We start from the raw sequence: 21,961 nt of genomic DNA on the forward strand, positions 1-21,961 counted from the left end.
CCTTGCGCTTACCGGTTTACTCTCTGGTTAGTCCCTTCTTGGGCGCTAGACATAAAGTTTTTCGATCTCAATGCCCCGTTCTTGGGCTACGTCCGCAAAGGTACGGAGGCTAGACAAGGCATCAACGGCTGCCCTTGCATTATTGAGGGGGTTATTGGAACCGAGTTGTTTGGCTAGAGCATTCTGAACTCCTGCCAGTTCTAGTACGGTACGCACTGAACCCCCAGCAATTACCCCAGTACCGGGAGCGGCTGGACGCATCATTACTCTAGCGCCCGTGGCTTCTCCGGTGGACGGATGGGGTAAGGAGTTCGATTTGGTTAGGGGTACGGTAATCAGGTGTTTTTTGGCATCAGCGACTCCTTTTTTCACCGCTCCGATGACATCGCTAGCTTTACCCACACCTACACCGACTTGCCCGCGCTCATTGCCGACAACAACGATCGCCCGGAAGCTTAATTTTTTACCCCCTTTGACCACCTTGGTCACCCGGCGGATTTGCACCACCCGCTCTTGCCATTCACTTTCTTTTTCCCGATTGCGGTTGGCTTTGCGAGATTTGCCTTTCTTTTCTTTTTCTTCCATGGTTTTTGTGGGTTTATGCTAAAAGTCTAATCCAGCTTCACGGGCCGCATCGGCTAAGGCTTTAACGCGGCCATGGTACAAATTTCCACCTCGGTCGAACACCACTTTGGAAACCCCTTTATTGATGGCTCGTTCGGCGATCGCCTTACCCACTTGGGCAGACGCTTCACAAGTTCTACCCGCAGCATTCAATGCAGATTTGATTTCTGATTCCATTGTGGAAGCTGCCGCCAGGGTATGATGTTGGGTATCATCAATGACCTGAGCATAGATATGCTGATTGGAGCGAAACACCGCTAACCGGGGACGCTCAGTCGTTCCGCTGACTGACTTGCGAATGCGATTGTGTCTACGCTGCCGAAATTCTTGTCTGGTTCGTTTCATGGTTATTTCTTACCTGCCTTACCCGCTTTACGTCTGACGATTTCGCCCTGATAGCGAATGCCTTTACCCTTATAGACTTCGGGAGGACGAACATCGCGAATTTTGGCGGCAGTATTGCCCACCACTTCTTTATCGATGCCGCTAATCACCACAAAAGTGCCTTGATTAACTGCTTTGCCGGTATTATCGACCACAGCAAAATTGATCCCGTCTGGAGGGTCAACATCTACGGGTTTGCTATATCCCACATTTAAGGTTAAGGCTTTGCCCTTAGCTTGGGCCCGATAGCCTACCCCTTGCAGTTCCAGGCGTTTTTCAAAGCCCTTGGATACCCCTTCCACCATATTGAAGACGAGGGTACGGCATAAACCATGAGCCGCCCGACATTTACGGGAGTCATTGCGCCGTTTCACAATTAAGGTATTGTTGTCTTGTTCAATCGTGACTTCTGAAGGCAAGATGCGCTCTAGCTGTCCTTTTGGCCCTTTGACAGAGACTTGTTGACCATTAAGGGTAACCGTTACTTTGTCAGGAATATTAATAGGACGTTTACCAATTCGAGACATAATCTTTTACTTGTTGTCCTTGTTCATGGGTCTAATCATTGATGCTTGCTCTGGAGCAATCGTCAATTCAAAGCTACCAAACATAGCAAAGCACTTCACCACCAATACCTTGGCGACGGGCTTCACGGTCAGTCATAATGCCATGGGAGGTCGAAATAATGGCAATTCCAATCCCACCTAAAACGCGGGGGAGTTCCTTGCGATTTTTATAAACCCTCAGACCGGGACGACTGACCCGTTCGAGTTTGCTGATAATTGGGCTTCGGTTTTTGCCTTTATATTTGAGGGCAATCCGGAGCTGGGTTTTGACTCCTTCCCCCACATTCTCAAAATCGGAAATAAAGCCTTCATCTTTTAAGACTTGGGCAATACTCCGGGTGAGTTTAGTGGATGGAACTTGAGTGGTTTGATGCCGCGCTAAGTTCGCATTGCGAAGGCGCGTGAGCATATCCGCGATCGTGTCGTTTACGGCCATCGTTTACTCTCTCGATAAAACTCCTTTAGTTTTCCCGGAAAGGCATTCCCATTTCCCGCAGTAAGGCGCGTCCTTCTTCATCGGATTGAGCGGTTGTAGTAATAGCAACATCCATCCCTCGAATTTGGTCAATTTTGTCATATTCTATTTCGGGGAAAATGAGCTGCTCCCGCAGACCGAGATTATAGTTCCCGCGTCCATCGAAACTCTTGGGGCTAACGCCTCGAAAGTCCCGAATACGGGGCAGAGCCAAGTTCATTAATCGGTCTAGGAACGCATACATGCGATCACTGCGTAGGGTGACCATGATGCCAATGGGCATTCCTTTCCGAATTTTGAATCCAGCGATCGCCTTTTTCGCACGAGTCACTACCGGTTTTTGTCCAGTAATGATCGCCAATTCCTTTTGGGAGGCTTCTAGAGATTTGGCATTTTGAGATGCTTCTCCAAGTCCTCGGTTAAGGGTTACTTTTTCGATTTTGGGTACTTGATGAATATTCGTGTACCCAAATTGCTCCATCAGTTTGGGAACAATTTTTTCTTGATATCGGGTTTTAAGGGGTTGTACCATAGCGATTTCCTGCCAACTTAATCAATGATTTCCCCAGTTTTTTTGAGCATCCGTACCTTCTTTCCGTCTTCATTAACGGTATAGGAGACACGAGAGGCTACTTTTTCTTTGGTGGAATAGAGCATTACATTCGAGCTATGGATGGGAGCTTCAAAGGTCTTGATTTGTCCCGATTCTCCTTCTTGTCTGGGTTTAACGTGTTTGGTTCTAATATTCACGTTTTGAACCACGACTTTACTGAGTTTGGGCAGCGCCTCAAGCACTTCTCCAACTTTTCCCTTATCCTTGCCCGCAATCACTTGCACGGTATCGCCTTTTTTGACATGCATTTTTGTCGCAAGTGATTTCTGTTTTACGGCTTTAGCCATTACAGAACCTCCGGTGCTAGGGATACGATTTTCGTGTAATTCTTATCTCGCAATTCACGAGCCACTGGGCCGAATACACGGGTTCCCCTGGGGTTGCCATCTTTGTTAATAATGACGGCAGCATTATCATCAAAGCGAATACTCATGCCACTGTCGCGGCGTAATCCTTTTTTAGTTCTCACAATTACAGCGCGAACCACATCGGATTTTTTGATCGCCATATTGGGGTTGGCATCTTTGACGACAGCAACAATTTCGTCGCCAATGCAACCATAGGTTCGGTTGCCACCGAGAACCCGAATACACATGATCTTACGAGCGCCACTGTTATCGGCTACATTGAGATAGGATTCTTGTTGAATCATAGGTTTATTCCTGGATCAAAAAGGGAATCAACGCTCTGCATAAACAGTCACTAACGAGATTCTAGGATCTCACTGACAGTCCAACGTTTGGTTCGACTCAGGGGACGAGACTCTTTAATTAAGACGCGATCGCCTTCTTTACATTGGTTGTCTTCGTCGTGGGCTTTGTAATGCTTGGTTTTGACTACGGTTTTACCGTATTTGGGGTGGGCGCTGCGGTTTTCAATCGCTACCACCACGGTCTTCTGCATTTTATTGCTAATTACAGTACCCACTCGTTCTTTGACAGGCATAGATTATGACTCCTCTGTGTCCTCTACAGGTGTCGTCGTGTCTTGCGATTGGGTTTGAGCCAACTGCCTCTGCCTTTCAACCATCAAGAGCTGCGACTGGCGGTGTTTGAGGTGTTTGAACTGATGAGGTTTGATTTCTCCCTGGCCGGTGGCTTGCTTGAGCCGCAACTGAAATAATTCACGTTTAATGGCTACAATCTGCTCGCCCAGTTCCTCATCGGTAAGGTTTCTCACCTCGTCAATCTTAGGTAATGGCATCTTCTCTAACCTTGGGAATCACGCACCAAAAATTTAGTCTTGATCGGAAATTTATGGGAAGCCAGACGCATGGCTTCACGGGCAATGTCTTCTGGCACACCCGCAATTTCATAAATAATCCGTCCGGGTTTGACTACGGCTACCCAATATTCTGGGTTTCCTTTCCCGGAACCCATCCGGGTTTCGGCTGGGCGCATGGTTACCGGTTTGTCGGGGAAAATGCGAATCCAAATTTTCCCGCCCCGCTTGATATACCGAGTCATCGCTCGACGACCCGATTCAATTTGGCGGGAGGTAATCCAATGAGGTTCTAGGGCTTGAAGACCAAAGTCTCCAAAATTAATGACGTTCCCACGGGAAGCCAACCCTTGCATTCGACCTCGGTGTTGTTTGCGAAATTTTGTTCTTCTTGGACTTAACATGACCAGAACTCAATTCAATAATGGGTCACCAATAACGATTAGTTCTCGTTGGATCGGTCTTCAAATTGGGGGCGACGGCGATTTCCTCGACGACGGTTGGGGCTTGGCCCAGGTGGGGGAGTTTCTTCTTGCCCAGGGATAATTTCTCCTTTAAAGACCCAAAGTTTAATGCCCAAGATCCCGTAAATGGTTTGAGCGGTGCGGTAAGCGTAGTCAATGTCAGCCCGAAGGGTATGCAGGGGTACTCGTCCTTCTCTGGTCCATTCTGTCCGAGCAATTTCTGCTCCATTCAGACGGCCACTAACTTGGATTTTGATCCCTTGAACCCCTGCCCGTTGGGCCCGTTGGATGGCTTGGCGCACAACCCGGCGGAAGGATACCCGACGTTCGAGTTGTTGGGCGATATATTCAGCCAGGAGACCGGCATCAGCATCGACACGAGTAACTTCGACGACGTTAATCCGAATTTGACGATTGCTATCGCCAATTTCTTTTTGCAGGTTAGTGCGTAGAGACTCAATACCTTGACCCCCTCGACCGACGACGACACCAGGACGGGCGGTATGGATTTCTAGGTCGATCTGATCGGCTTTGCGCTCAATGCGGACTTGGGAAATCCCGGCATTATTGAGTTGTTTTTCTACATATTTACGAATCTTAAAGTCTTCTTGTAAGATTCCTGGGTAATGTCTGGAATCCGCGAACCAGCGAGAACGGTGTTCTTGAGTGATTCCTAGCCGAAACCCAGTTGGGTGTATTTTTTGTCCCACAGAGTAATCCTCTCAATCAATCAACGGTTGAGCTAACTGCTGGCCGCTTCTGGGGCAACAGCTACTGTAATATGACAGGTGGGTTTACGAATTTGATAAGCCCGTCCTTGGGCCCGAGGGCGAAAGCGCTTGAGGGCTGGGCCAGCGTCAGCAAAGGCTTTGCTAATCACTAGGCTTCTAGGGTCGAGTCCCTGGTTATGTTCCGCATTCGCGACTGCCGATCGCAACACTTTTAAGACGGGTTGACAGGCACGGTAGGGCATGAATTCGAGTACGATCAGTGCATCCCGATAGGTTTTTCCCCGAATTTGGTCTAATACTCGACGGACTTTATGGGGGGACATACGGATGTACCGTGCGATCGCACGAGTTTCTACAGAAGTATCGATTGCCATCGTTTTTCTTTCATCCTGAGTCAATAAGGGGGAAACCGATTATCCCTAGGGGGAATATTAATTATCGGCGAGCTTTTTTGTCGCTCTTTGCATGGCCTCGATAGGTTCGAGTGGGAGCAAATTCTCCTAATTTATGTCCGACCATCTGTTCTGTGATAAACACGGGAACATGCTGGCGGCCATTATGAACAGCAATGGTATGGCCAATCATCTGAGGCACAATGGTGGAGGGGCGAGACCAAGTTTTAATCACTTGTTTTTCGCCTCTATCATTGAGTTTTTCAATTTTGGTTAACAGATGGTCGGCAACAAAGGGGCCTTTTTTTAAGGAACGAGCCATAAGACTTTCAAGGTTATGTAATCAGGGGAGTCAATCAAAACATTAAAAACCAAAACTAAAAACAGTCATTTTTTAATTTTTAATTTTTAATTTTTAATTGATTAGGCTTGACGACCTCCGCGACCGCGCTTGGAAGTCCGACGACGACGACGTACAATCAAGCGATCGCTAGATTTATGTTTCTTCCGTGTTTTTGCACCCAAGGCTGGTTTACCCCAAGGGGTTACAGGGCCACTGCGACCGACGGGGGCCCGTCCTTCACCACCACCATGGGGGTGATCCACGGGGTTCATGACGCTACCTCGCACTTGAGGCCGACGACCTTTCCTCCGAGTCCGTCCAGCTTTTCCTAGGGTGATATTACGAGCTTCTACGTTGCCCACTTGGCCAATGGTGGCGTAGCATTCTTTGCGCACCAACCGCACTTCTGTAGAGGGTAAACGCAGGGTTACATAGTCCCCTTCTTTGGCGACAACTTGCGCCGTAGCTCCAGCCGCACGCACAATTTGCCCACCCCGTCCGGAGACGAGCTCAATGTTATGAACGCTGGTTCCCAAGGGCATGTTACCCAAGGGCATACAGTTGCCGACTTCAATGGGAACGTTTTCACCGGAAATCACAGTTGTGCCTACGGCTAATCCTCTAGGATGGAGGATGTACCGTTTTTCACCATCGGTGTAAAACAACAGGGCTAGGCGAGCGTTGCGGTTGGGATCGTACTCGATCGCCGCAACTTTGGCGGGAACGTTGAATTTATTCCGCCGGAAATCAACCAGACGATAGCGCCGCTTATGACCGCCCCCCCGATGGCGACAGGTAATAACCCCTCGGTTATTCCGGCCTTTGACCCGGTGATTTTTCTTGATCAGGGATTTCTCTGGCCGATCTTTAGTGATCTCCGCAAAATCAGAGACACTCTGCTGCCGGGTACTTGAGGTATAGGGTTTGTAGGATCGAATGCCCATAACAGTTCATCAATTACACTTCTGGGAACAAGATGATCTGGTCGCCGGGGGATAGGGTAACTACAGCTCGTTTGTATTGAGCTTTATATCCCGTGAAGCGACCTACACGCCGTTTTTTACGGGGGGCGCGATAGGTGTTTACCTTGGTCACTTTGACCTCAAATAGGCTTTCGATCGCCGCCTTAATTTCTGGCTTGGTGGCCTGGGGAAGGACTTCAAAGACATATTTGTTGTCTTCTAAGAGTCGAGTTCCTTTTTCGGTGACGATCGGGCGGCGGATCAGGTCAGGTAGGGCGCGATTGCCTGAAATGGTAGAGTTACTCACCATAGACCTCCTGGATTTTTTCGAGAGCGGAACCGGTGGCTATGATTTTGTCTGCATTCAGGATGTCGTAGACATTAAGTTGCTCGGCAAGAATTAATCGCAGTCTGGGGACATTGCGAGCAGACAAATAGAGGTTTTCATGGCGTTCGGGGATGATAAGCAGCACTTTGTCGGTCTCTGCTGCTCCCCAACGGCCAATCGCCCCTAGGAGTTCTTGGGTTTTGGGCCGAGCCAGGTTGTCGCCAATTTCTTCGACTACAATCAGGTCATCGGTTCTGCCCATTAAGGCAGTAGTTAAGGCCAAGCGCCGCTCTTTACGGTTCATCTTGGTTTCATAACTTCTGGGCTTGGGCCCGAAGATCACCCCACCCCCTCGCCACAGGGGAGAACGAATAGAACCTGCACGAGCGCGACCGGTTCCTTTTTGCCGCCAAGGCTTGCGTCCGCCCCCTCTAACTTCGGCGCGGGTCTTGCTGCAAGCGGTTCCTTGGCGGGCATTATTGAGTTGACGCACGAGGGCCCGGTGGACAATGTGAGCGCTCGTTTCTTCTTTGGCGACCTTGAGTTCAAGGCTGGCTTCGCCCACCTCTGACCCTTGCCAGTCTTTCCTTACGCAACTAACCATAGTTTCGATCTTTCCTTTTCTACTTGCTTTGATCCCTTAGATAGAGTGGCTCTCTTTCTTTATGGATCAGCCGCCCACTTTATTGGTTGGAGCGATACTCAGGAGCGTTCCGGGTTTGCCAGGAACTGAACCTTTAATCAGCAGTAGGTTGCGATCGGCATCTACCCGCACGACTTGCAGTTTGCGGATCGTGATTTGGGCATTGCCTTTACGTCCTGCCATTTTCTTCCCTGGATAAATTCGTCCAGGGGTGGTTCCGGCTCCGGTTGATCCAGGAAGGCGGTGGTTTTTTGAACCGTGGGACATGGGCCCCCGGCGGAAGTTATGGCGCTTTTGGTAACCGGCGAATCCGCGACCGATACTTTTACCAACGACATCAACCAGTTGACCTTCTGTAAAAAAGTCAGCTTTGAGTTCTTGACCGAGTTCATAGCTGCTGACGGTATCGCTGCGATATTCTCGCAGATGCCGCAGTCCAGTTTCCCCTGCCACAGCGCCCGATTTTTCTAAGTGCCCAACTTCTGGACGGTTGAGCCGCTTTTTCGGTACAGCATCATAGCCCAGTTGGATGGCACTATAGCCATCGGTTTCTGGGGTTTTGATTTGGGTTATGGTGCATGGCCCAGCTTGGACAACGGTGACCGGAATGGCGATTCCTTCTTCCATGTCGAAGATTTGGGTCATGCCGAGTTTGGTTCCGAGAATACCTACAGACACAGGTTGGGTAGTCTCCTTTTTGTTTACAGACAACGATTAAGCCACATCCTAATTGGATGGGCCGGATCTATAATTTTCCCTAAGTGTTACTCAGACAAATGCCAGCCTCACTTCAACAGCAAGACTCAGGCAGTTGGCTGAATTATTTAGATTCGTATTAAGGGGATTGGCCTTAACACTTTAGACAACCAAGTTTTGAATTACTGGTTACCCTTATCTATAGCACCTGGACTTAAGCACGCTAAGGCTCAGTTTCCTTATGGCGACTGGGGTCTCCGCTAGAAGGTCTCACGAAAAGTGAGCAACCTTATTTTTGGCGACAATATACCACTATAGAGTATCTGGCAGTGTTTGTCTATAGGGTGAGAATGATTTTTGGGGAGCGTGTGATCGCTATTTCTTCCGCTCCTTTCTTAACCCCCAAAGTACCCCAATCATTGCTAAATATCCCATCCCTACAGTCCATAGAATAATGTACCAGAAGGGCCAGCCTGGTGGCGGTGGAACGGACGATTGTGTTGGCTCTTGTACTTGAGTCGAGACTAGGGTAGCGGTAATGCTGGAAACGGCTAGAGCTGCACCAAAAACTTGGAGTGCTTGAAGCCTATCATTGAGTTCGCGATCGCTCTCGGTTTGCTCTAGGTTAATCATACCTTCTAGCGATCGCATCAAATTCTCCGTCATCGGTAGAACTGGCGCTAAACTGTCATAGTCCGCTTCAATTTGTTTCAGATAGGTTTCCTCTATCCATTCCCGAATTTGTGGCGGTGAATTTAGCCCAAATTCTTGCCAGATTTTCCCATGGTTATGGGCATTCACAGTTATCGTATGCTTTTGGTCTTGGATATCTTTTAATCCTATAGCATAAGTCGAGGAAAACTGCAAGCTTTTCTTTAAGTTTTCTCGCATCGCTTTTAGAGTTTCCCGATTTCCATCTTGCACATTTTTCATCAAACTTTTTAGCTTGCCATATTCATCATGCAATATTTTGACTTGCCCTTGATGTCGCCAATACGACCATATCATTTTATTGTGGAAACAAAACAGCTTGAGAAACGTTTCATAATGGACTTGCATTACGTTCTGATGGGCTTCGATTGAGCCAGAGGGATGAAATAAAACCAGCACCAGATGATGATAGTGTTGCTGGAATTCTTGCCAACTTTGTTGCCAATTTTGCAGAAATCTCAGCACCTCATAAATATCTGCACCGTTCCAATGTCCCAGATAACAGGGTTTAGCCGCCCAGTTGTCATCTGGACGCAACTTTTCCCAGCAAGCTTCAGCCACCGATTTTGTATCTGTATCTGTGGAAACTTGCGCCCACAATAGCCAAGATTGGCCAAGTGTGCCGTAGCAGTTTTGCGATTGACTGATATCTTGCCCATGGGCAAGGTGTTTTAGGATTCTATTCTTGAGATTAGGCAATTGATCGTAATCTTGAGGCGAATAATCAGACCTATTATCTTGTTTATCTATCGAATAATTTACCAACAAACCATAGCTATCCCGGAGTTGTGCGGGGGCAGAAAAACCATCGAGAGGCAACTCAAATTGCAGGAATTTAAACCAAGCGAAATCTTTGTTTTCATAGTCCTTTTCCTGACTGACCCGTTCTTCTACATCTAACTGCGGATCAACTTTGCGCCAAAAACCTAAGCGATTTTCCTGAAGTTGCTCTTTATCGCTCCCTAATCCATAGCGTAAGTCATAGAGAAATAAATTTAGATTCGGGTAAATCAGTTGCGTTTTATCCATGACCATAGATTACCGGGAAAGCCAGTCATCGTCAAGGTTGCTCTGGCTGCAGCACGTATATCTTCAGATTGGGCGATATTTTGCAAGACTTCCTCTAATTCGGTATTCTTTTTCTCGTCTAACTGGGTAATATAATTAATCAGCAACGAAGTATCAGAATCATCCGCTTCTCCTGGAATGGGCAAATCTCCTTTTGTCCTTTGACTGGCTTTAGTTTGCAAGCGTTGACGTGCTTGGAAATAGATAGATTTGAGAGGAATTTGAGTGCCAAAGTTATGCAGAGTGCCAAAATTTAATGGTTGAATGTTAAGGATATTTTTCAGTTCAGTTTGTAGCGCTGGAGATAGGGTTGCTTTTTGGTTAGCCAATGCCACAATTACAGCGATCGCGGTGATGCGTTGACTATCATTCATGACGGTTCGGGGGAAAAATTCTCGTATTATAGCGCTCTGTGCTAGTTGATTCGTAGTAACGCACCACCCTTTACTTATATTAGCGTTTTAGATTAAAATAACAGAGTTAGCATTCTTACTGGCTTATGGTTCAAGTACGAATTGAGGTGGAAGAACCCCACGCACAATTTTTGCAGAAATATCGGGATTATGGATTTTCTGACCAAGATGCATTGGTGCGTAGAGCGATCGAGCGTTTGCGTCAGGAACTAGAGTCCGAATCGCTCGATTTAGAAGAGTCGGCACGGTTATATGCTGAAGTTTATCAAACCTGCCAGGAAACCCAAGAATTAACAGAAGCTGCGTTAAGTGATTGGCCAGAATAACACATGAGAGATATCGCAACCTCTCCCCGGTTGATCCAAACTTCAGGGTAGTCCAGTTTAATTGTCACTGCCCGCTCGTAGGAGGCGATCGCTTCTTCATATCTGCCTAACGCACACAGCGCCGCCCCCCGATTGTACCAAGCTTCAGGGTAGTCCGGTTTTATCTCCACTGCCCTGTCCCAGGAGGCGATCTCCTCTTCTGTTTTGCCTAAGATTCCTAACAGCTCGCCCAGAGCATACCACATCTGAGCATTTTTCGGTTCAATTTCAACAGCTTTGCCGATGGAAGATAAAGCGCTTAATGGATCGCCTTGCTGGAATAGTCTTATAGATTCGTCGAGCAATGCTTGTGCATTTTCCTCTGTTCCCAACCCATCCCCGTCAAACTCCGCCTCTATCACTTCCGCTCTCGGTTCCTCCACCACCACCAACTCCCGCGCCAAACGTGCCGCCACTGGCGAGATTCCCCCCATGCCAAGTTCCCCAGTTTCTGCAACCGTCTCCCCAGTTCCCGGTGCTGTTCTGGGTTCTGCCGCACGCGCTGGGCAAAGTCCCGGAACCAGGCGATCAGGGTGTCCTTGGAGATATTTTTACGCATCAAGAAGCGTTCGCCCCTTGTCCACCCTTGGTCAACTCCCTCCAACAGTTCCATGAATACGGCTTCGCATTCGGCATTATCCCGCGCAGGAGGGGGCGGTGGCGCGGCGGTTTGTGGGGGTTGGCGTTTTTTGCCGAACCACCGGTTGAAGAGGCGTTTGAGCCAGTTGAGGAAGCGGAGCATGGGGGATGGGGAGATGGGGGAATGGGGGATATTTGTTATTTTACTGACTATAAGCTTATTCAGATTCCTGAAAGAATTGAGGAAGATTCCGACGACCGCTCAACACTCGCAAGATTTCTACCCCATCCTCCAAAACTCGATAAAAGATAATATAACCCTTGAATGATAAGCCTCGGAGTCCAAGACGTAAATCTGCATAGCTTTTACCTGAATAGGGAAAATCAACCAGTTGTTTACATCGCTGATTAAACTCCAGAAAAAATTCTTCTCCTGCGTCTACATTCGAGTTAGCAAAATACTCCGCAATCTCATTGAGATCTTGGGTTGCTAAAATATTGAGGGTATAGCGGTTCATCGTGGTCTCCTAACGCGCTCGACCCAGACGCTCTAAAATCTCATCAATGAACGATTCTCCATCAATGGGTGGTGTATGTTCAGACGCAGATACGGCTGCATCAATTTTGGAGGTGACCTCTTCCAGCCATTGGGTTTGGGCTTTTTCCCATTCATCAAGCAGGTGTAAGGCAGTGGAAATGACTTCTTCAGAGGTTTGATATTTCCCAGAGGCCAGCTTGGTTTGAATGAATTCTTCTTGGTCAGCAGTGAGATGGATACTCATGGTGTAACGGTCCACTTTTGATTCCTTACTTAATTACTTTACAGCGCTTCGCCCTGTATCATCCCCCATCCCACAGAGAAGCCGGATTTCCTCAAGAAACCCGGCTTCTGGCTTAAATCGATAATTGGTATATCGTTTTTTAAAGTTTTGATCTTAAAACACGGTTGATCTGATCGGTTGTGTACTTAAGCTAAGGCAAGATCTTGATCTAAATCTAAATCATCCTCAACGACACTCAAGTTGGGGCGTGACTCTTTGAGGGCAACCGGTTCCAATGGCTTGGACTGGGTTTCGATCGCGGTTAAGGGTTCATACTTCCAAAGTCCTAAACCTTCCCAAGACGGGGCAAAAGCTGGAATAGCTAAGGGACAAGCTTTCCATCCACCGCGCACAGGAACATTGAGTTGTTGGCAGTTGCCCCCTCGCCGACCTTCAGGAGTAAAGTGGCGGCAATACCGACAAGCGGAGGTTTGACAATTGGAGTTGTTCATGGCAGATCCTCAATAGGGGGCGGATATCGGCTTCTATTCTATTTTCAGTTATCTCTTAGACAAATTGAAAATAGCTTTATACTTTTTTTATGTTTGCTTTAAATTTGGACATGAATTCTCCGTTTTCACTATCATCCCTGTCAGGAATAAGGGGTTATTTCCGGGATAAACTATTGGGGATCAACAAGACCGCTCCCATTGCACTGATGATTAATCTGGATCGCCTCCGTTATAATCCGGGCAATAAAAATACGGATGAAGGATAGGTTCCTTGCTCTTGACTTATCCCTTAGAGCGATCGCCAAAACGTAGCCAGTATTACCAAAAATCCAGAGAAACATGGCTCGAATTTAAATGTTTGTGAATAAAATTCTAGGGTCTCCCTATCATTACGCATCAAAATAAGATACAATCAACGCTCAAATAAGCAGATTCACCGAATCACTACGGCAAGACCTTGGCGATGAGTAACCGTTTTCCGGCAAAACCAGCACCCGAACCCCACCAGACCTATGCCATCTCCCTCCCGCTGCAAGCGGCTCTCACGAGTCTGAATGTCAGCCTAGAGGAAGAATTAACCCGATATCGGCGATATCGCCAAGGATATACTCCACCTCTGAAAAGCTATGCGTTAACGGCAACAGCTCAAGGACAGGGAGGAAAAACCTTAGAGTTAGTCTCACCGCCGCCTCCAGAGCGCCCCCAACCGAAGCGCCCCCCCTCTCCAGAGACGCTAGAAACCGCTCCAGAACGTCCAGCTTCCCTATCCCCCTCAGCAGATACCGATTTAGGGGCTGCCCTATCTACCTCTTTTGCCGATCAAAATCTGGCTGAACCGGATACAGGGTTTGAAGCCGACAGTCCCCCAGAGGATTACCTAGAATCTTCAGAAGAATTGCTCAGAAGTTTAGCCGAGGAGGAAGAGGAAGACGAAAGCCCTGTCCCTACCCCAGCGTTTAATCCCTGGCTTACTCCCCTGGGGATCGGTTCCACCCTGCTCTTGATTCTGCTGTGCATTACATTTGGGGTGATTTTTCTTAACCCTTCGCTGATGCGTTACTTGTTCCCCAATAGTCCCTTCCGGCAGCCTAATCCCACTGTTCCCGAATCTGCTCCAGAACCTGCAACAACTCCAGCGAATTCTTCTAACGTTTCCCAATCTACCCCTCGCCCAACTTCAGAATTTGGCCAGTTAACCCTGGAGAGTTTGAGTGTTCTGGAACCCAAGCAACCCCCCCAACCTTCTCCAGTGGCTTCCCCGATTCCAGTCGCTTCGCCTGTAGTCGCGAAAACTCCAGTAGAGCCTCCCACCTCCTCGGAGTCTAACCGCTCATCGGGGCTGAATTTGCGGGTGTTGAGTTTACCGATTCTTTCCGCTGCACCGGAACCAGAATCAGAATTGCCGCCAACGCCTCAAGTGACACCTGTACAAGAGATCGAACCTTCAGCTCCTTTACCTCCTGCTCCTCCAGTTGTGCCTGGGATGACTGTCTCCCCCAATCCTCACGAGTTGCCCCAGTTGCAAGCCGCAACACCTATCATGCCTCCAGAGGTTCCGTCATTTGCTGAACCGGTACCTGAACCTGTTCCTCCTCAAAATTATCTTCAGGGCTTTACGGGATCTGTTCCGATCCCAGTAGATATGCCTGCAGAACAGGAATGGATGCCGGAACCAGTGGCGACTTTGCCGGAGTCCGAGAATGGTCAATCCTATTCGGTAGTGGCTAATTATGAGGATGGGAGTATGATGGCGAAAATTCAAGCCTTGGTTCCCGATGCGTATTTACGCAATTTTGCGGATGGGATTTATGTGTACTTGGGGTCATTTTATCATCGAGAAATGGCAGAAACGTTCGTGGAAGAACTGAAAATTGAGGGAATTTCTGCCAAAATTTATGATGATGAGTAAATGGGGATGGGATTATGAGTGTTGTCGATCGCCTATTTCGTGCCGTTCGTGCCCAAGTAAATGACTGGATCGTCCAACGGCAAGACCCGGAAAAGCTCCTAGAAACCGCTATCTTGGAATTGCAAGATGATATGGTGCGTCTGCGACAATCGGTAGCTCAGGCGATCGCCGTGCAAAAACGTACAGAACGGCAATATCATCAAGCTACGGTAAGTGCCGAAGATTGGCACAAACGGGCCCAACTCTCCCTAGAAAAAGGGGATGAAACTCTGGCCAGGGAAGCTCTAAACCGACGCAAACCTTATCTAGAAACAGCGCGACTGTTCCAGGAACACCTGCAACAGCAAGGGGATGTGGTGGATCGTATGAGGAATGATTTACGCACCCTAGAAGGCAAAATAGCGGAGGCTAAAGCGAAGAAAGAACTTTATATTGCCCGCGCCCGTGCGGCTAAAACCTCCGAACAGTTGCATCAAGTGATGAATCAATTGAATCCTAGAGGTACATCAGCAGCTTTAGAACGGATGGAAAATAAGGTACAAGAACTCGAAGCCCAAGCTCAACTGAGTGCCGAATGGGGAAAAGATCCTGTAGAGAACCAATTCCAAGCGTTAGAATCAGGGACAGAGATTTCCGTAGAGGAGGAACTCACCCTGATAAAAACGCAACTGAAAAGCCAAGCCCCCAGAAGCAAGTCCGAGTACGATCGCGAATTAGAGGAGTTGCGATCGCGACTCAATGAACTGTAGGTTATTAACCAAATTAATAATTATGGGAAATGTTAGCGTGCCACCCAACTCTTCCCTATTGCCTATTGCCTATTACCTATTGCCTCTCCTCCCTATTGCCTTTTCCCCTCCACTATAATCTGTATATAGACCCTGACAGGAAAGCAGAATTAGAATTATGGGATTATTCGATCGGATCGGCCGAGTTCTGAGAGCTAATATAAACGATCTTGTGAATAAAGCAGAAGACCCGGAGAAGATACTCGAGCAGTCTATTATTGATATGCAGGAAGATCTGATCCAACTTCGGCAAGCAGTAGCTAGTGCGATCGCCAGCCAAAAAAAGAGCCAGCAACAATATAACACAGCCCAAAATGAAGCCAATAAATGGCAGCAACGGGCGCAACTGGCTCTACAGAAGGGCGACGAAAATCTAGCTCGGGAAGCATTGCAGCGCAAAAAAGCTCAGAGTGACAGCGCCACCACCATTAAAGTTTCTTTAGAGCAACAAACCGCCCAGGTAGATACCCTGAAGAAAAACTTAATGCAGCTAGAGGGCAAGATTTCTGAGGCGAAAACCAAGAAAGACATGCTCAAAGCACGGATGCAAGCAGCTAAAGCTCAAGAAAACTTGCAGAATACCGTCTCGAACATCGGAACCAGTAGTTCCCTCGCTGCGTTTGATCGGATGGAAGAAAAAGTGCTGCAAATGGAAGCCAGAAGTCAGGCAGCCTACGAGATTGGTGGTACGGGGATTGAAGAACAGTTTACAGCCTTAGAAGGAAGTGATGTCGATGATGAGTTGGCTGCCATGAAAGCCCAGCTAACTGGCGCATCACCCAATCAAGCGGCTCTGCCCCAAGGTACTCCTGATTCAAGTCGCTCGACTTCAGAAGTTGATGATGACTTGGAGCAACTGCGCCGGGAACTCGATAAAAGCTAGGATCAGTTTAGCAATTAACAATTAATAATCTAAAGTAATTGTTAATTGCTAATTGTTAAGTATTAATTATCTGGTGATGGTTATCCTGCCCCTACGAACGATCGCCTTACAGATGCTCTGCTTATGGGTGGCGATCGCCATTGAATCCTATTTTCTCCATACTCAACTTCAGCTTCATCCCCGTTTTAGCATTTTTTATGCCGCTACACTGAATTTGCTTGCCAACCTGATTGGTTGGTTCTTATTCTTTAATTTAGAACTCTTATTGCCCAATCCCATTCGCCAAAATGTAATTGATTTAGTCCTATTTGGCCAGTGGGAGCGATCGAGTCTATCCTGGATTTTACTGGCAATTATCGGTGCTTTTCTGATTGGCTGGTTTGTCAAACGGCAAGGATTAGCTCTTCTGCGTAATATTCGCAAGATGTGGATACAAAGAAAATATGGAGAAGGAGGATTTAGTATCGCCGCCCGTGAAGCCTTTATCGAAAAAGCAATTTCTCGCACCATATTTAATGCCCATTTGATGAGTAATAGCGTTATCTTACTTGTAGTCCTGATGAAATTTATTCGGTTCAGTTTGAATATACCTTAACCGATTCATGAGCAACTTTATTCAACTGTTCAAGACTCTATTTTCCAAGCCGCCGACTCTCTGGCAAATCCTGTTTATGATCGGTTTTGGGTTCTGGACTATTGCGGCTTTAATGCCCATCTTCAAACTGGAAAAACTGCAAGAGCCAATCGCTTTCTTTGGGTTTCTCACTGTACTCTATGCCCTATGGATTTTCCTGAGTCAATATACTCTAGACTGTTGGGGTATCGATTTCAAACCCATCATTATCTGGTTGATTTTCTCTCTGATTATGAGTAGGACACTCGATAGGGTTTCACAGAAAGTGTTGTGGGTGAGCTATCCGGAATCGATCGCCCTCACTCAACTCTTTCCTGACGCGATCAGACTCCGCTCCCTCGATCTCGGATCGGCAGAAGGGAAAAAACGCTTGCAAAGAAATATTATCATTCTTCTGAGTAGTTTACTCATCAGTTGCTGGATTTACTTTTACTTTATGATTGATGAATGGGCGATCGCCAATCCACACTTGGTGAACCAGAACATGGATAACAGCTTATTTGTGATAAAATTAGACCTAGGAAAACTCCGATCGCCATTCAGCTCCGACTAATTTATCCTGCTTTTAGACAGACCTATGAATTTTAATCGACTCAGGGTTGTTGCCAATAATGTATTTGCCGAAACCATCCGCGATCGCATTCTCTATGTATGGGGATTATTCGCCATCATAATCGTGTTTATGATCCCCGTAGTTCGGGAAGTTGCCTCCACCGTAGAAGATAAAATTCTTCTGGATGTGGGCTTAGGATTGATGGAGATTCTAGGAGTGGCAGTAACGGTATTTATCAGTACTGGATTAATTAACAAAGAAATTGACCAGCGAACCATTTATTTACTGATTGCCAAACCCCTCAATATCTCTGAACTAATTGTGGGCAAATTTTTAGGCGTTTCGGCAGTTTTGAGCGTCTTAGTCGTTGGCATGATGGGGATTTATCTGGGAATCTTAACCTTAAATCAAACCAGTTATCCCTCTTTAACTGCCCTGATTATTTCTGCTCTGTTCCTCATTCTAAAGCTATCCTTGATTACAGCAGCAGCCATTTTATTTGGAGTCTTTACCCGTTCCTTAGTGGCTCTTTTCCTCACATTTGGCATTTATTTCATGGGTAACTTAAGCGCCGATATGGTGAAACTGAATGCCTTAGTCGAAACTCCCTTGTTTTCCCGTCTGAGTCAAGTCTTATTCATTATTGTGCCCGATCTATCTCGCTTAGATGTGAAAAACTTAGCGGTGTATGGGATGAACTCTTTACCGGGTGCTGTGACCCTGACCACAAATGCAGGATATGGTATTGTCTACACGATAGCGTTATTGGCTTTAGCCACAATTATTTTAGCCCAACGGGAATTTTGAGCGTGAATCGCTTGGTTATTTTGAGGCAATAGGCAATGGAAACTGTCCTAACTTCTCTTCTTCCTCATCTTTTTTTAATGCATCACATAAGATGAAGGAGTCCACTAGAAACCGGGTTTCTGATGCTCGTTCGCAAATGTACCGTGAAATCCGATGGGGATAACGCTGGGTAATCCTAACCGACAAACGGGGGAATCACTGAGGTGATGGGCATCATAAATCCAGATTTCGCTGGTATGACTAGAGGAATGATAAATCACAGTTAGCACCCAACCCTTCTCTTCTGTTTCTGGACTGGGGACATAAAGCGGTTCTGTGGGGTACGATCCGAGACCTGGATCGCCCATTTCCAAGGTTTGGGTTTGGTTATCCCAACGAGCAATGACATTCAGTAAATCTTCACCTAATGGGGTTCCTGGACGATGCATGGACAGATAGGTATAGCGTGCCGGTTTTCCAACTTCTAGGGGGGAGACAATGGGAAATTCGCTATGCTGCTCAATCAAGGGATAATGGTCAATGAGTTCCCCTGTTTTTGGGTTAAGATGCGATCGCCACAATTGGCCTAATGCTTCCGTATGAGTTTTTCCACTAGGGACTTCTTTCAGAAATGTATTGGTTTGGAAGTCTTTATAACGGGCAAAATCGATCGCCAGATTCCCCTGTTCATCCATAAATCCGTTGCTAAAGTGCCACTGGAACCAGGGGGGTGCTTCTTGTTTCGACACCAGAGAGAGGGTTTGGCGATCGAAAATTAAAATTTGTGTGGCTCCATTCAGTTGCCATTCCAGAGCATCAGAAAAACACTGAGTCCCCAGCAAAATCGGGAATAACTTCAATTTAATGGGGGGAATGAAAAAGACCAAATAGGGGCCAGCGAGAACGAAATCATGGATAATGGACACACTCTTGAGAACATGTTCGCCCATTTGGATAATTTTGCCCGTGCGATCGCTCTTATATAAACATAATTTTGGTTTGGCTCCCAGAATTGTACCAAAGTTGAAAATTTCCCCCGTCTGAGCATCTACTTTCGGATGGGCAGAATAGGACATTCCTGGTTGTAACTGGGATAGGTCATCCTTACCCTCAGTGTCTAACGTTTCCAAGTCTAACCGATAGGGGCGATCGCCTTCCCACAGGGCTAAAAGTTTATCAGGTAGGGCCAAAACCGACGTATTCGCTGAATGTTTCGGTCGCTTTCCCCAACGTTGCCAAAGCGGACCCGGGGCAGTCCTGCCATAATTGGAATACAAAAACTGATTCGCCGCACCCTCTGCACAATATCCTTCCGTTTGCACATATCGATAAACCCCAGTTGCTCCCTCATCCGTAAACTTAACCGCCAGAATTGCACCATCCCCATCAAACCAATGACCCACGCGCACACCACCCCGTTCTAACCGTCCAGGGCCATTACGATAAAGTGTTCCTCGTAACCCTTGCGGTATCGCACCTTCTAAGATCTCAAGGGGTGTTGGGGGAAACTCTGTCCCAGGTTGAGTGAGAGATCGACTCCAAGCCGGATAAGATTCAGTAATGGAAGACATAGAGGCAGATTAAAGAGCTTCAAAACCTAGATTTTTTAGATCATTGATATTATAGTAAAAAGATTGTGGATAAATAAAAATGCATTATGTTTTGGGCCGATAAGATTGCACAAGATGCACAGGGCGAACAAATTGTCAATGACTCGAAAACTCCATCCGGTCGTGTTCATGTCGGATCGCTACGGGGAGTCATTATCCATGATGTCATCTATCGTGCCTTAAAACAGGCCCAAAAACCCGTTAAGTTCCTTTATGGTGTCGATGATTATGATGCCTTAGATACCGTTCCAAAGTATCTCAACCAGGAACACTTTAAACCCTACCTAGGCTATCCTCTCTGTAATGTCCCCTCCCCAGAAGAAACCGCCAGCGACTACGCCAAATATTTTATGGGCGAGTTTCTACAAGTCTTTGAATATTTGGGAGTACAGCCAAAAGTTTATTATCTGCGCGATCTCTATCGCACTGGACAACTCAATCCCTACATTGACACCTTTTTAAACAATGCTGACTTAATTCGCCAAGCCTATGAACAAGTCAGTAAAGCCAAACGACCTGATGATTGGTATCCCTTCCAAGTCGTCTGTGAAAATTGTGGTAAAATCGCCACGACTGTCGTCAGCGATTACAACGGCGAACAAGTCTTTTATACCTGCAAACCAGATAGCACCGATTGGGTAGAAGGATGTGGTTATTCGGGCTGGGTTTCTCCCTTTGATGGGAATGGAAAATTACCTTGGAAAGTGGAATGGGTCGCCAAATGGGATATCTTGGGAGTCACCATTGAATTGGCAGGAAAAGACCATTCCCAAAAAGGTGGATCTCGTGATGTGGCCAATGCCATTTGTCGCAAAGTACTGAAAAAACAACCACCTTTCCATTCGCCCTATGAATTTATTTTAGTCAATGGGACAAAAATGAGTTCCTCCAAAGGAGTCGGTTCAAGTGCCAGAGATATGGCGGGTTTATTGCCGGCTGAACTCTTGCGGTTTTTGATGTTAAGAACTCCCCCCAAAACTGTAATTAACTTTGCACCCAACTATGAAACTACGACTCGCCTATTCCGAGATTATGATACGTTGATTGCTAAATACCAGGAGTGGCAAAGTACTGGAGAAGAGGGTGAACTCCCGAAGGATTTGATGTCTCTCTTGTATGCCCAGTTGGATAGTAAAATTGAACCCTATCAACCCTTTGAACTGAGTACCTTAATTTCCTTGTTGCAAATTCCTGGTTTAGAGATTGAAGCGGAAATTCAAAAACGAATGTCTTCTCTAACCGATAGGGATTGGGCAGAGATTACAAAACGGATTGCTGTCGGCAAAAAATGGCTTGAAGATTATGCCGATGAAGAAGAAAAGTTAGTGATTTATTGGGATGAGATTCCTGAAGGGGCTAGTCAATTATCCGAGGAACAAAAGACCTATCTAAACCAGTTGGTTGTGAATCTGGAAAAACTTGAAAGTTGGGAAGCGGAGGAGTTACAAACCTTAATTTTCTCTACTACGAAGGAGTTATCGATTAAACCCAATCTAGCATTTCCTGCAATTTACCAATCGTTCCTAGGCAAAGAACGGGGGCCAAAAGCAGGCGGTTTATTGTCGTATTTAGACCGTAAGTTTGTAGTTGAGCGCTTAAAGGCGGTTCTGGACTTGGGTTAGTCTCCTGGCTGAATTAAAATCATGTATAATGGGGAGGCTGGGACTGTAGCTCAGTTGGATAGAGCGAGCGCCTCCTAAGCGCTAGGCCATGGGTTCGAGACCCGTCAGTCCCGCTTTAAGTTCTCGATTGTTGTGCCTGGCATCGAACCCATGGCATAGCACTCAAGAGACTACACTCAACACACATTCAACACAAACTCATCCTACACCACTCCAAAAGAGTGCAGGGTAAATAGGTCATAGAAGTAGAGAAAACTTATTCATAGAAACATTGCCATAGAATTCCATCAATACATCAGTCACATGACAGTCGTACGACCATCAC

34 protein-coding genes and 1 tRNA gene are annotated in these 21,961 nt (G+C 46.8%); 9 read left to right on the top strand and 26 right to left on the bottom strand.

The annotated features are described in order from the left end of the window. Window positions 1-45: 45 nt before the first annotated feature. From rpsE to J7529_RS16090, 19 genes are all read right to left on the bottom strand, one after another. Window positions 46-585: a 30S ribosomal protein S5 gene (rpsE, locus tag J7529_RS16000; RefSeq protein WP_271938959.1), complete on the bottom strand. Its 540-nt coding sequence runs from the start codon at window positions 583-585 to the stop codon at window positions 46-48. Between the two features lie 18 nt (window positions 586-603). Next, on the bottom strand, window positions 604-969 hold the full coding sequence (gene rplR / locus J7529_RS16005) for a 50S ribosomal protein L18 (RefSeq protein ID WP_271938956.1): 366 nt from the start codon (window positions 967-969) through the stop codon (window positions 604-606). A 2-nt stretch (window positions 970-971) separates the two neighbouring features. Continuing rightward, window positions 972-1,535, bottom strand: coding sequence for a 50S ribosomal protein L6 (gene rplF, locus J7529_RS16010; RefSeq protein WP_271938954.1), 564 nt, complete (start codon window positions 1,533-1,535; stop codon window positions 972-974). A 73-nt stretch (window positions 1,536-1,608) separates the two neighbouring features. Further along, entirely contained in the window at window positions 1,609-2,010 is a 402-nt protein-coding gene (gene rpsH, locus J7529_RS16015) for a 30S ribosomal protein S8 (protein WP_271938952.1), read from the bottom strand. 25 nt (window positions 2,011-2,035) lie between these two features. Further along, complete coding sequence (gene rplE, locus J7529_RS16020) at window positions 2,036-2,581, bottom strand: 50S ribosomal protein L5 (RefSeq protein ID WP_318729825.1); 546 nt, start codon at window positions 2,579-2,581, stop codon at window positions 2,036-2,038. Between the two features lie 17 nt (window positions 2,582-2,598). Continuing rightward, window positions 2,599-2,949, bottom strand: coding sequence for a 50S ribosomal protein L24 (rplX, locus tag J7529_RS16025; RefSeq protein WP_271938947.1), 351 nt, complete (start codon window positions 2,947-2,949; stop codon window positions 2,599-2,601). Then, window positions 2,949-3,314 carry a 50S ribosomal protein L14 gene (gene rplN, locus J7529_RS16030; protein WP_283755979.1) on the bottom strand — a complete coding sequence of 122 codons (366 nt, stop codon included), beginning with the start codon at window positions 3,312-3,314 and terminating at the stop codon, window positions 2,949-2,951. Before rplN ends, rplX begins: the two co-directional genes overlap by 1 nt. A 50-nt stretch (window positions 3,315-3,364) precedes the next feature. After that, window positions 3,365-3,607: a 30S ribosomal protein S17 gene (gene rpsQ / locus J7529_RS16035; protein ID WP_271938945.1), complete on the bottom strand. Its 243-nt coding sequence runs from the start codon at window positions 3,605-3,607 to the stop codon at window positions 3,365-3,367. A 3-nt stretch (window positions 3,608-3,610) separates the two neighbouring features. Continuing rightward, window positions 3,611-3,865 carry a 50S ribosomal protein L29 gene (gene rpmC / locus J7529_RS16040; RefSeq protein ID WP_271938944.1) on the bottom strand — a complete coding sequence of 85 codons (255 nt, stop codon included), beginning with the start codon at window positions 3,863-3,865 and terminating at the stop codon, window positions 3,611-3,613. A gap of 5 nt (window positions 3,866-3,870) precedes the next feature. Beyond that, window positions 3,871-4,287, bottom strand: a complete 417-nt coding sequence (gene rplP, locus J7529_RS16045) for a 50S ribosomal protein L16 (RefSeq protein ID WP_271938943.1) — start codon at window positions 4,285-4,287, stop codon at window positions 3,871-3,873. Between the two features lie 38 nt (window positions 4,288-4,325). Then, window positions 4,326-5,057 carry a 30S ribosomal protein S3 gene (rpsC, locus tag J7529_RS16050; RefSeq protein ID WP_318700782.1) on the bottom strand — a complete coding sequence of 244 codons (732 nt, stop codon included), beginning with the start codon at window positions 5,055-5,057 and terminating at the stop codon, window positions 4,326-4,328. Window positions 5,058-5,089: 32 nt separating this feature from the next. After that, window positions 5,090-5,452, bottom strand: a complete 363-nt coding sequence (rplV, locus tag J7529_RS16055; RefSeq protein ID WP_271938940.1) for a 50S ribosomal protein L22 — start codon at window positions 5,450-5,452, stop codon at window positions 5,090-5,092. A 61-nt stretch (window positions 5,453-5,513) separates the two neighbouring features. Continuing rightward, a complete protein-coding gene (gene rpsS, locus J7529_RS16060) occupies window positions 5,514-5,792 on the bottom strand; it encodes a 30S ribosomal protein S19 (RefSeq protein WP_271938938.1) in 279 nt (92 codons plus the stop codon). A gap of 101 nt (window positions 5,793-5,893) precedes the next feature. After that, on the bottom strand, window positions 5,894-6,757 hold the full coding sequence (gene rplB, locus J7529_RS16065) for a 50S ribosomal protein L2 (RefSeq protein WP_271938937.1): 864 nt from the start codon (window positions 6,755-6,757) through the stop codon (window positions 5,894-5,896). A gap of 13 nt (window positions 6,758-6,770) precedes the next feature. After that, a complete protein-coding gene (locus J7529_RS16070; protein WP_271938935.1) occupies window positions 6,771-7,085 on the bottom strand; it encodes a 50S ribosomal protein L23 in 315 nt (104 codons plus the stop codon). After that, entirely contained in the window at window positions 7,075-7,707 is a 633-nt protein-coding gene (gene rplD / locus J7529_RS16075) for a 50S ribosomal protein L4 (RefSeq protein ID WP_271938934.1), read from the bottom strand. The genes J7529_RS16070 and rplD overlap by 11 nt, the downstream gene beginning before the upstream one ends. 66 nt (window positions 7,708-7,773) lie before the next feature. Beyond that, complete coding sequence (gene rplC, locus J7529_RS16080) at window positions 7,774-8,424, bottom strand: 50S ribosomal protein L3 (protein WP_318729826.1); 651 nt, start codon at window positions 8,422-8,424, stop codon at window positions 7,774-7,776. A 393-nt stretch (window positions 8,425-8,817) separates the two neighbouring features. Next, window positions 8,818-10,182, bottom strand: coding sequence for a hypothetical protein (locus J7529_RS16085; protein WP_318729827.1), 1,365 nt, complete (start codon window positions 10,180-10,182; stop codon window positions 8,818-8,820). Then, a complete protein-coding gene (locus J7529_RS16090) occupies window positions 10,164-10,595 on the bottom strand; it encodes a hypothetical protein (protein WP_318729828.1) in 432 nt (143 codons plus the stop codon). Before J7529_RS16090 ends, J7529_RS16085 begins: the two co-directional genes overlap by 19 nt. A 125-nt stretch (window positions 10,596-10,720) precedes the next feature. On the opposite strand from J7529_RS16090, the gene J7529_RS16095 reads away from it, so the two are divergent. Further along, window positions 10,721-10,960, top strand: a complete 240-nt coding sequence (locus tag J7529_RS16095) for a hypothetical protein (RefSeq protein ID WP_271938926.1) — start codon at window positions 10,721-10,723, stop codon at window positions 10,958-10,960. Here J7529_RS16095 and J7529_RS16100 read toward each other — a convergent pair. The 6 genes from J7529_RS16100 to J7529_RS16125 all read right to left on the bottom strand — a co-directional run bounded on the left by J7529_RS16100 (window position 10,900) and on the right by J7529_RS16125 (window position 13,192). Then, on the bottom strand, window positions 10,900-11,415 hold the full coding sequence (locus J7529_RS16100; protein ID WP_318729829.1) for a tetratricopeptide repeat protein: 516 nt from the start codon (window positions 11,413-11,415) through the stop codon (window positions 10,900-10,902). The genes J7529_RS16095 and J7529_RS16100 overlap by 61 nt on opposite strands. Beyond that, window positions 11,358-11,741, bottom strand: coding sequence for a hypothetical protein (locus J7529_RS16105; protein ID WP_318729830.1), 384 nt, complete (start codon window positions 11,739-11,741; stop codon window positions 11,358-11,360). The genes J7529_RS16100 and J7529_RS16105 overlap by 58 nt, the downstream gene beginning before the upstream one ends. Window positions 11,742-11,796: 55 nt before the next feature. After that, a complete protein-coding gene (locus J7529_RS16110; protein WP_318729831.1) occupies window positions 11,797-12,096 on the bottom strand; it encodes a type II toxin-antitoxin system RelE/ParE family toxin in 300 nt (99 codons plus the stop codon). 9 nt (window positions 12,097-12,105) lie between these two features. Then, window positions 12,106-12,360, bottom strand: coding sequence for a type II toxin-antitoxin system ParD family antitoxin (locus tag J7529_RS16115; RefSeq protein ID WP_318729832.1), 255 nt, complete (start codon window positions 12,358-12,360; stop codon window positions 12,106-12,108). 185 nt (window positions 12,361-12,545) lie between these two features. After that, window positions 12,546-12,851, bottom strand: coding sequence for a hypothetical protein (locus tag J7529_RS16120; protein ID WP_318729833.1), 306 nt, complete (start codon window positions 12,849-12,851; stop codon window positions 12,546-12,548). A gap of 170 nt (window positions 12,852-13,021) precedes the next feature. Next, window positions 13,022-13,192, bottom strand: a complete 171-nt coding sequence (locus J7529_RS16125; RefSeq protein ID WP_318729834.1) for a hypothetical protein — start codon at window positions 13,190-13,192, stop codon at window positions 13,022-13,024. Window positions 13,193-13,314: 122 nt separating this feature from the next. Here J7529_RS16125 and J7529_RS16130 point away from each other — a divergent pair, with 122 nt between their 5' ends. The 6 genes from J7529_RS16130 to J7529_RS16155 all read left to right on the top strand — a co-directional run bounded on the left by J7529_RS16130 (window position 13,315) and on the right by J7529_RS16155 (window position 18,425). Next, window positions 13,315-14,760, top strand: coding sequence for a hypothetical protein (locus tag J7529_RS16130; protein ID WP_318729835.1), 1,446 nt, complete (start codon window positions 13,315-13,317; stop codon window positions 14,758-14,760). 14 nt (window positions 14,761-14,774) lie between these two features. Further along, window positions 14,775-15,509 carry a PspA/IM30 family protein gene (locus tag J7529_RS16135; RefSeq protein ID WP_318729836.1) on the top strand — a complete coding sequence of 245 codons (735 nt, stop codon included), beginning with the start codon at window positions 14,775-14,777 and terminating at the stop codon, window positions 15,507-15,509. 157 nt (window positions 15,510-15,666) lie between these two features. Next, on the top strand, window positions 15,667-16,431 hold the full coding sequence (locus J7529_RS16140) for a PspA/IM30 family protein (RefSeq protein WP_318729837.1): 765 nt from the start codon (window positions 15,667-15,669) through the stop codon (window positions 16,429-16,431). A gap of 76 nt (window positions 16,432-16,507) precedes the next feature. Next, window positions 16,508-17,026, top strand: a complete 519-nt coding sequence (fraC, locus tag J7529_RS16145) for a filament integrity protein FraC (RefSeq protein ID WP_413038900.1) — start codon at window positions 16,508-16,510, stop codon at window positions 17,024-17,026. Between the two features lie 7 nt (window positions 17,027-17,033). After that, entirely contained in the window at window positions 17,034-17,618 is a 585-nt protein-coding gene (locus tag J7529_RS16150; protein ID WP_318729839.1) for a DUF5357 family protein, read from the top strand. 24 nt (window positions 17,619-17,642) lie between these two features. Next, complete coding sequence (locus tag J7529_RS16155) at window positions 17,643-18,425, top strand: ABC transporter permease (RefSeq protein ID WP_318729840.1); 783 nt, start codon at window positions 17,643-17,645, stop codon at window positions 18,423-18,425. A gap of 104 nt (window positions 18,426-18,529) precedes the next feature. Here the strand turns inward: J7529_RS16155 and J7529_RS16160 are convergent, their stop codons facing one another. Then, complete coding sequence (locus J7529_RS16160) at window positions 18,530-19,975, bottom strand: carotenoid oxygenase family protein (protein ID WP_318729841.1); 1,446 nt, start codon at window positions 19,973-19,975, stop codon at window positions 18,530-18,532. Between the two features lie 86 nt (window positions 19,976-20,061). On the opposite strand from J7529_RS16160, the gene lysS reads away from it, so the two are divergent. Together lysS and J7529_RS16170 are read left to right on the top strand one after the other, a co-directional pair. Next, window positions 20,062-21,636 carry a lysine--tRNA ligase gene (gene lysS / locus J7529_RS16165; RefSeq protein WP_318729842.1) on the top strand — a complete coding sequence of 525 codons (1,575 nt, stop codon included), beginning with the start codon at window positions 20,062-20,064 and terminating at the stop codon, window positions 21,634-21,636. A 39-nt stretch (window positions 21,637-21,675) separates the two neighbouring features. After that, window positions 21,676-21,749: transfer RNA gene (locus tag J7529_RS16170), tRNA-Arg, on the top strand. Window positions 21,750-21,961 lie beyond the last annotated feature (212 nt).

The sequence above is a fragment of the Roseofilum sp. Guam genome, from assembly GCF_017746735.1.
GTDB classification, from domain to species: Bacteria; Cyanobacteriota; Cyanobacteriia; order Cyanobacteriales; family Desertifilaceae; genus Roseofilum; species Roseofilum reptotaenium.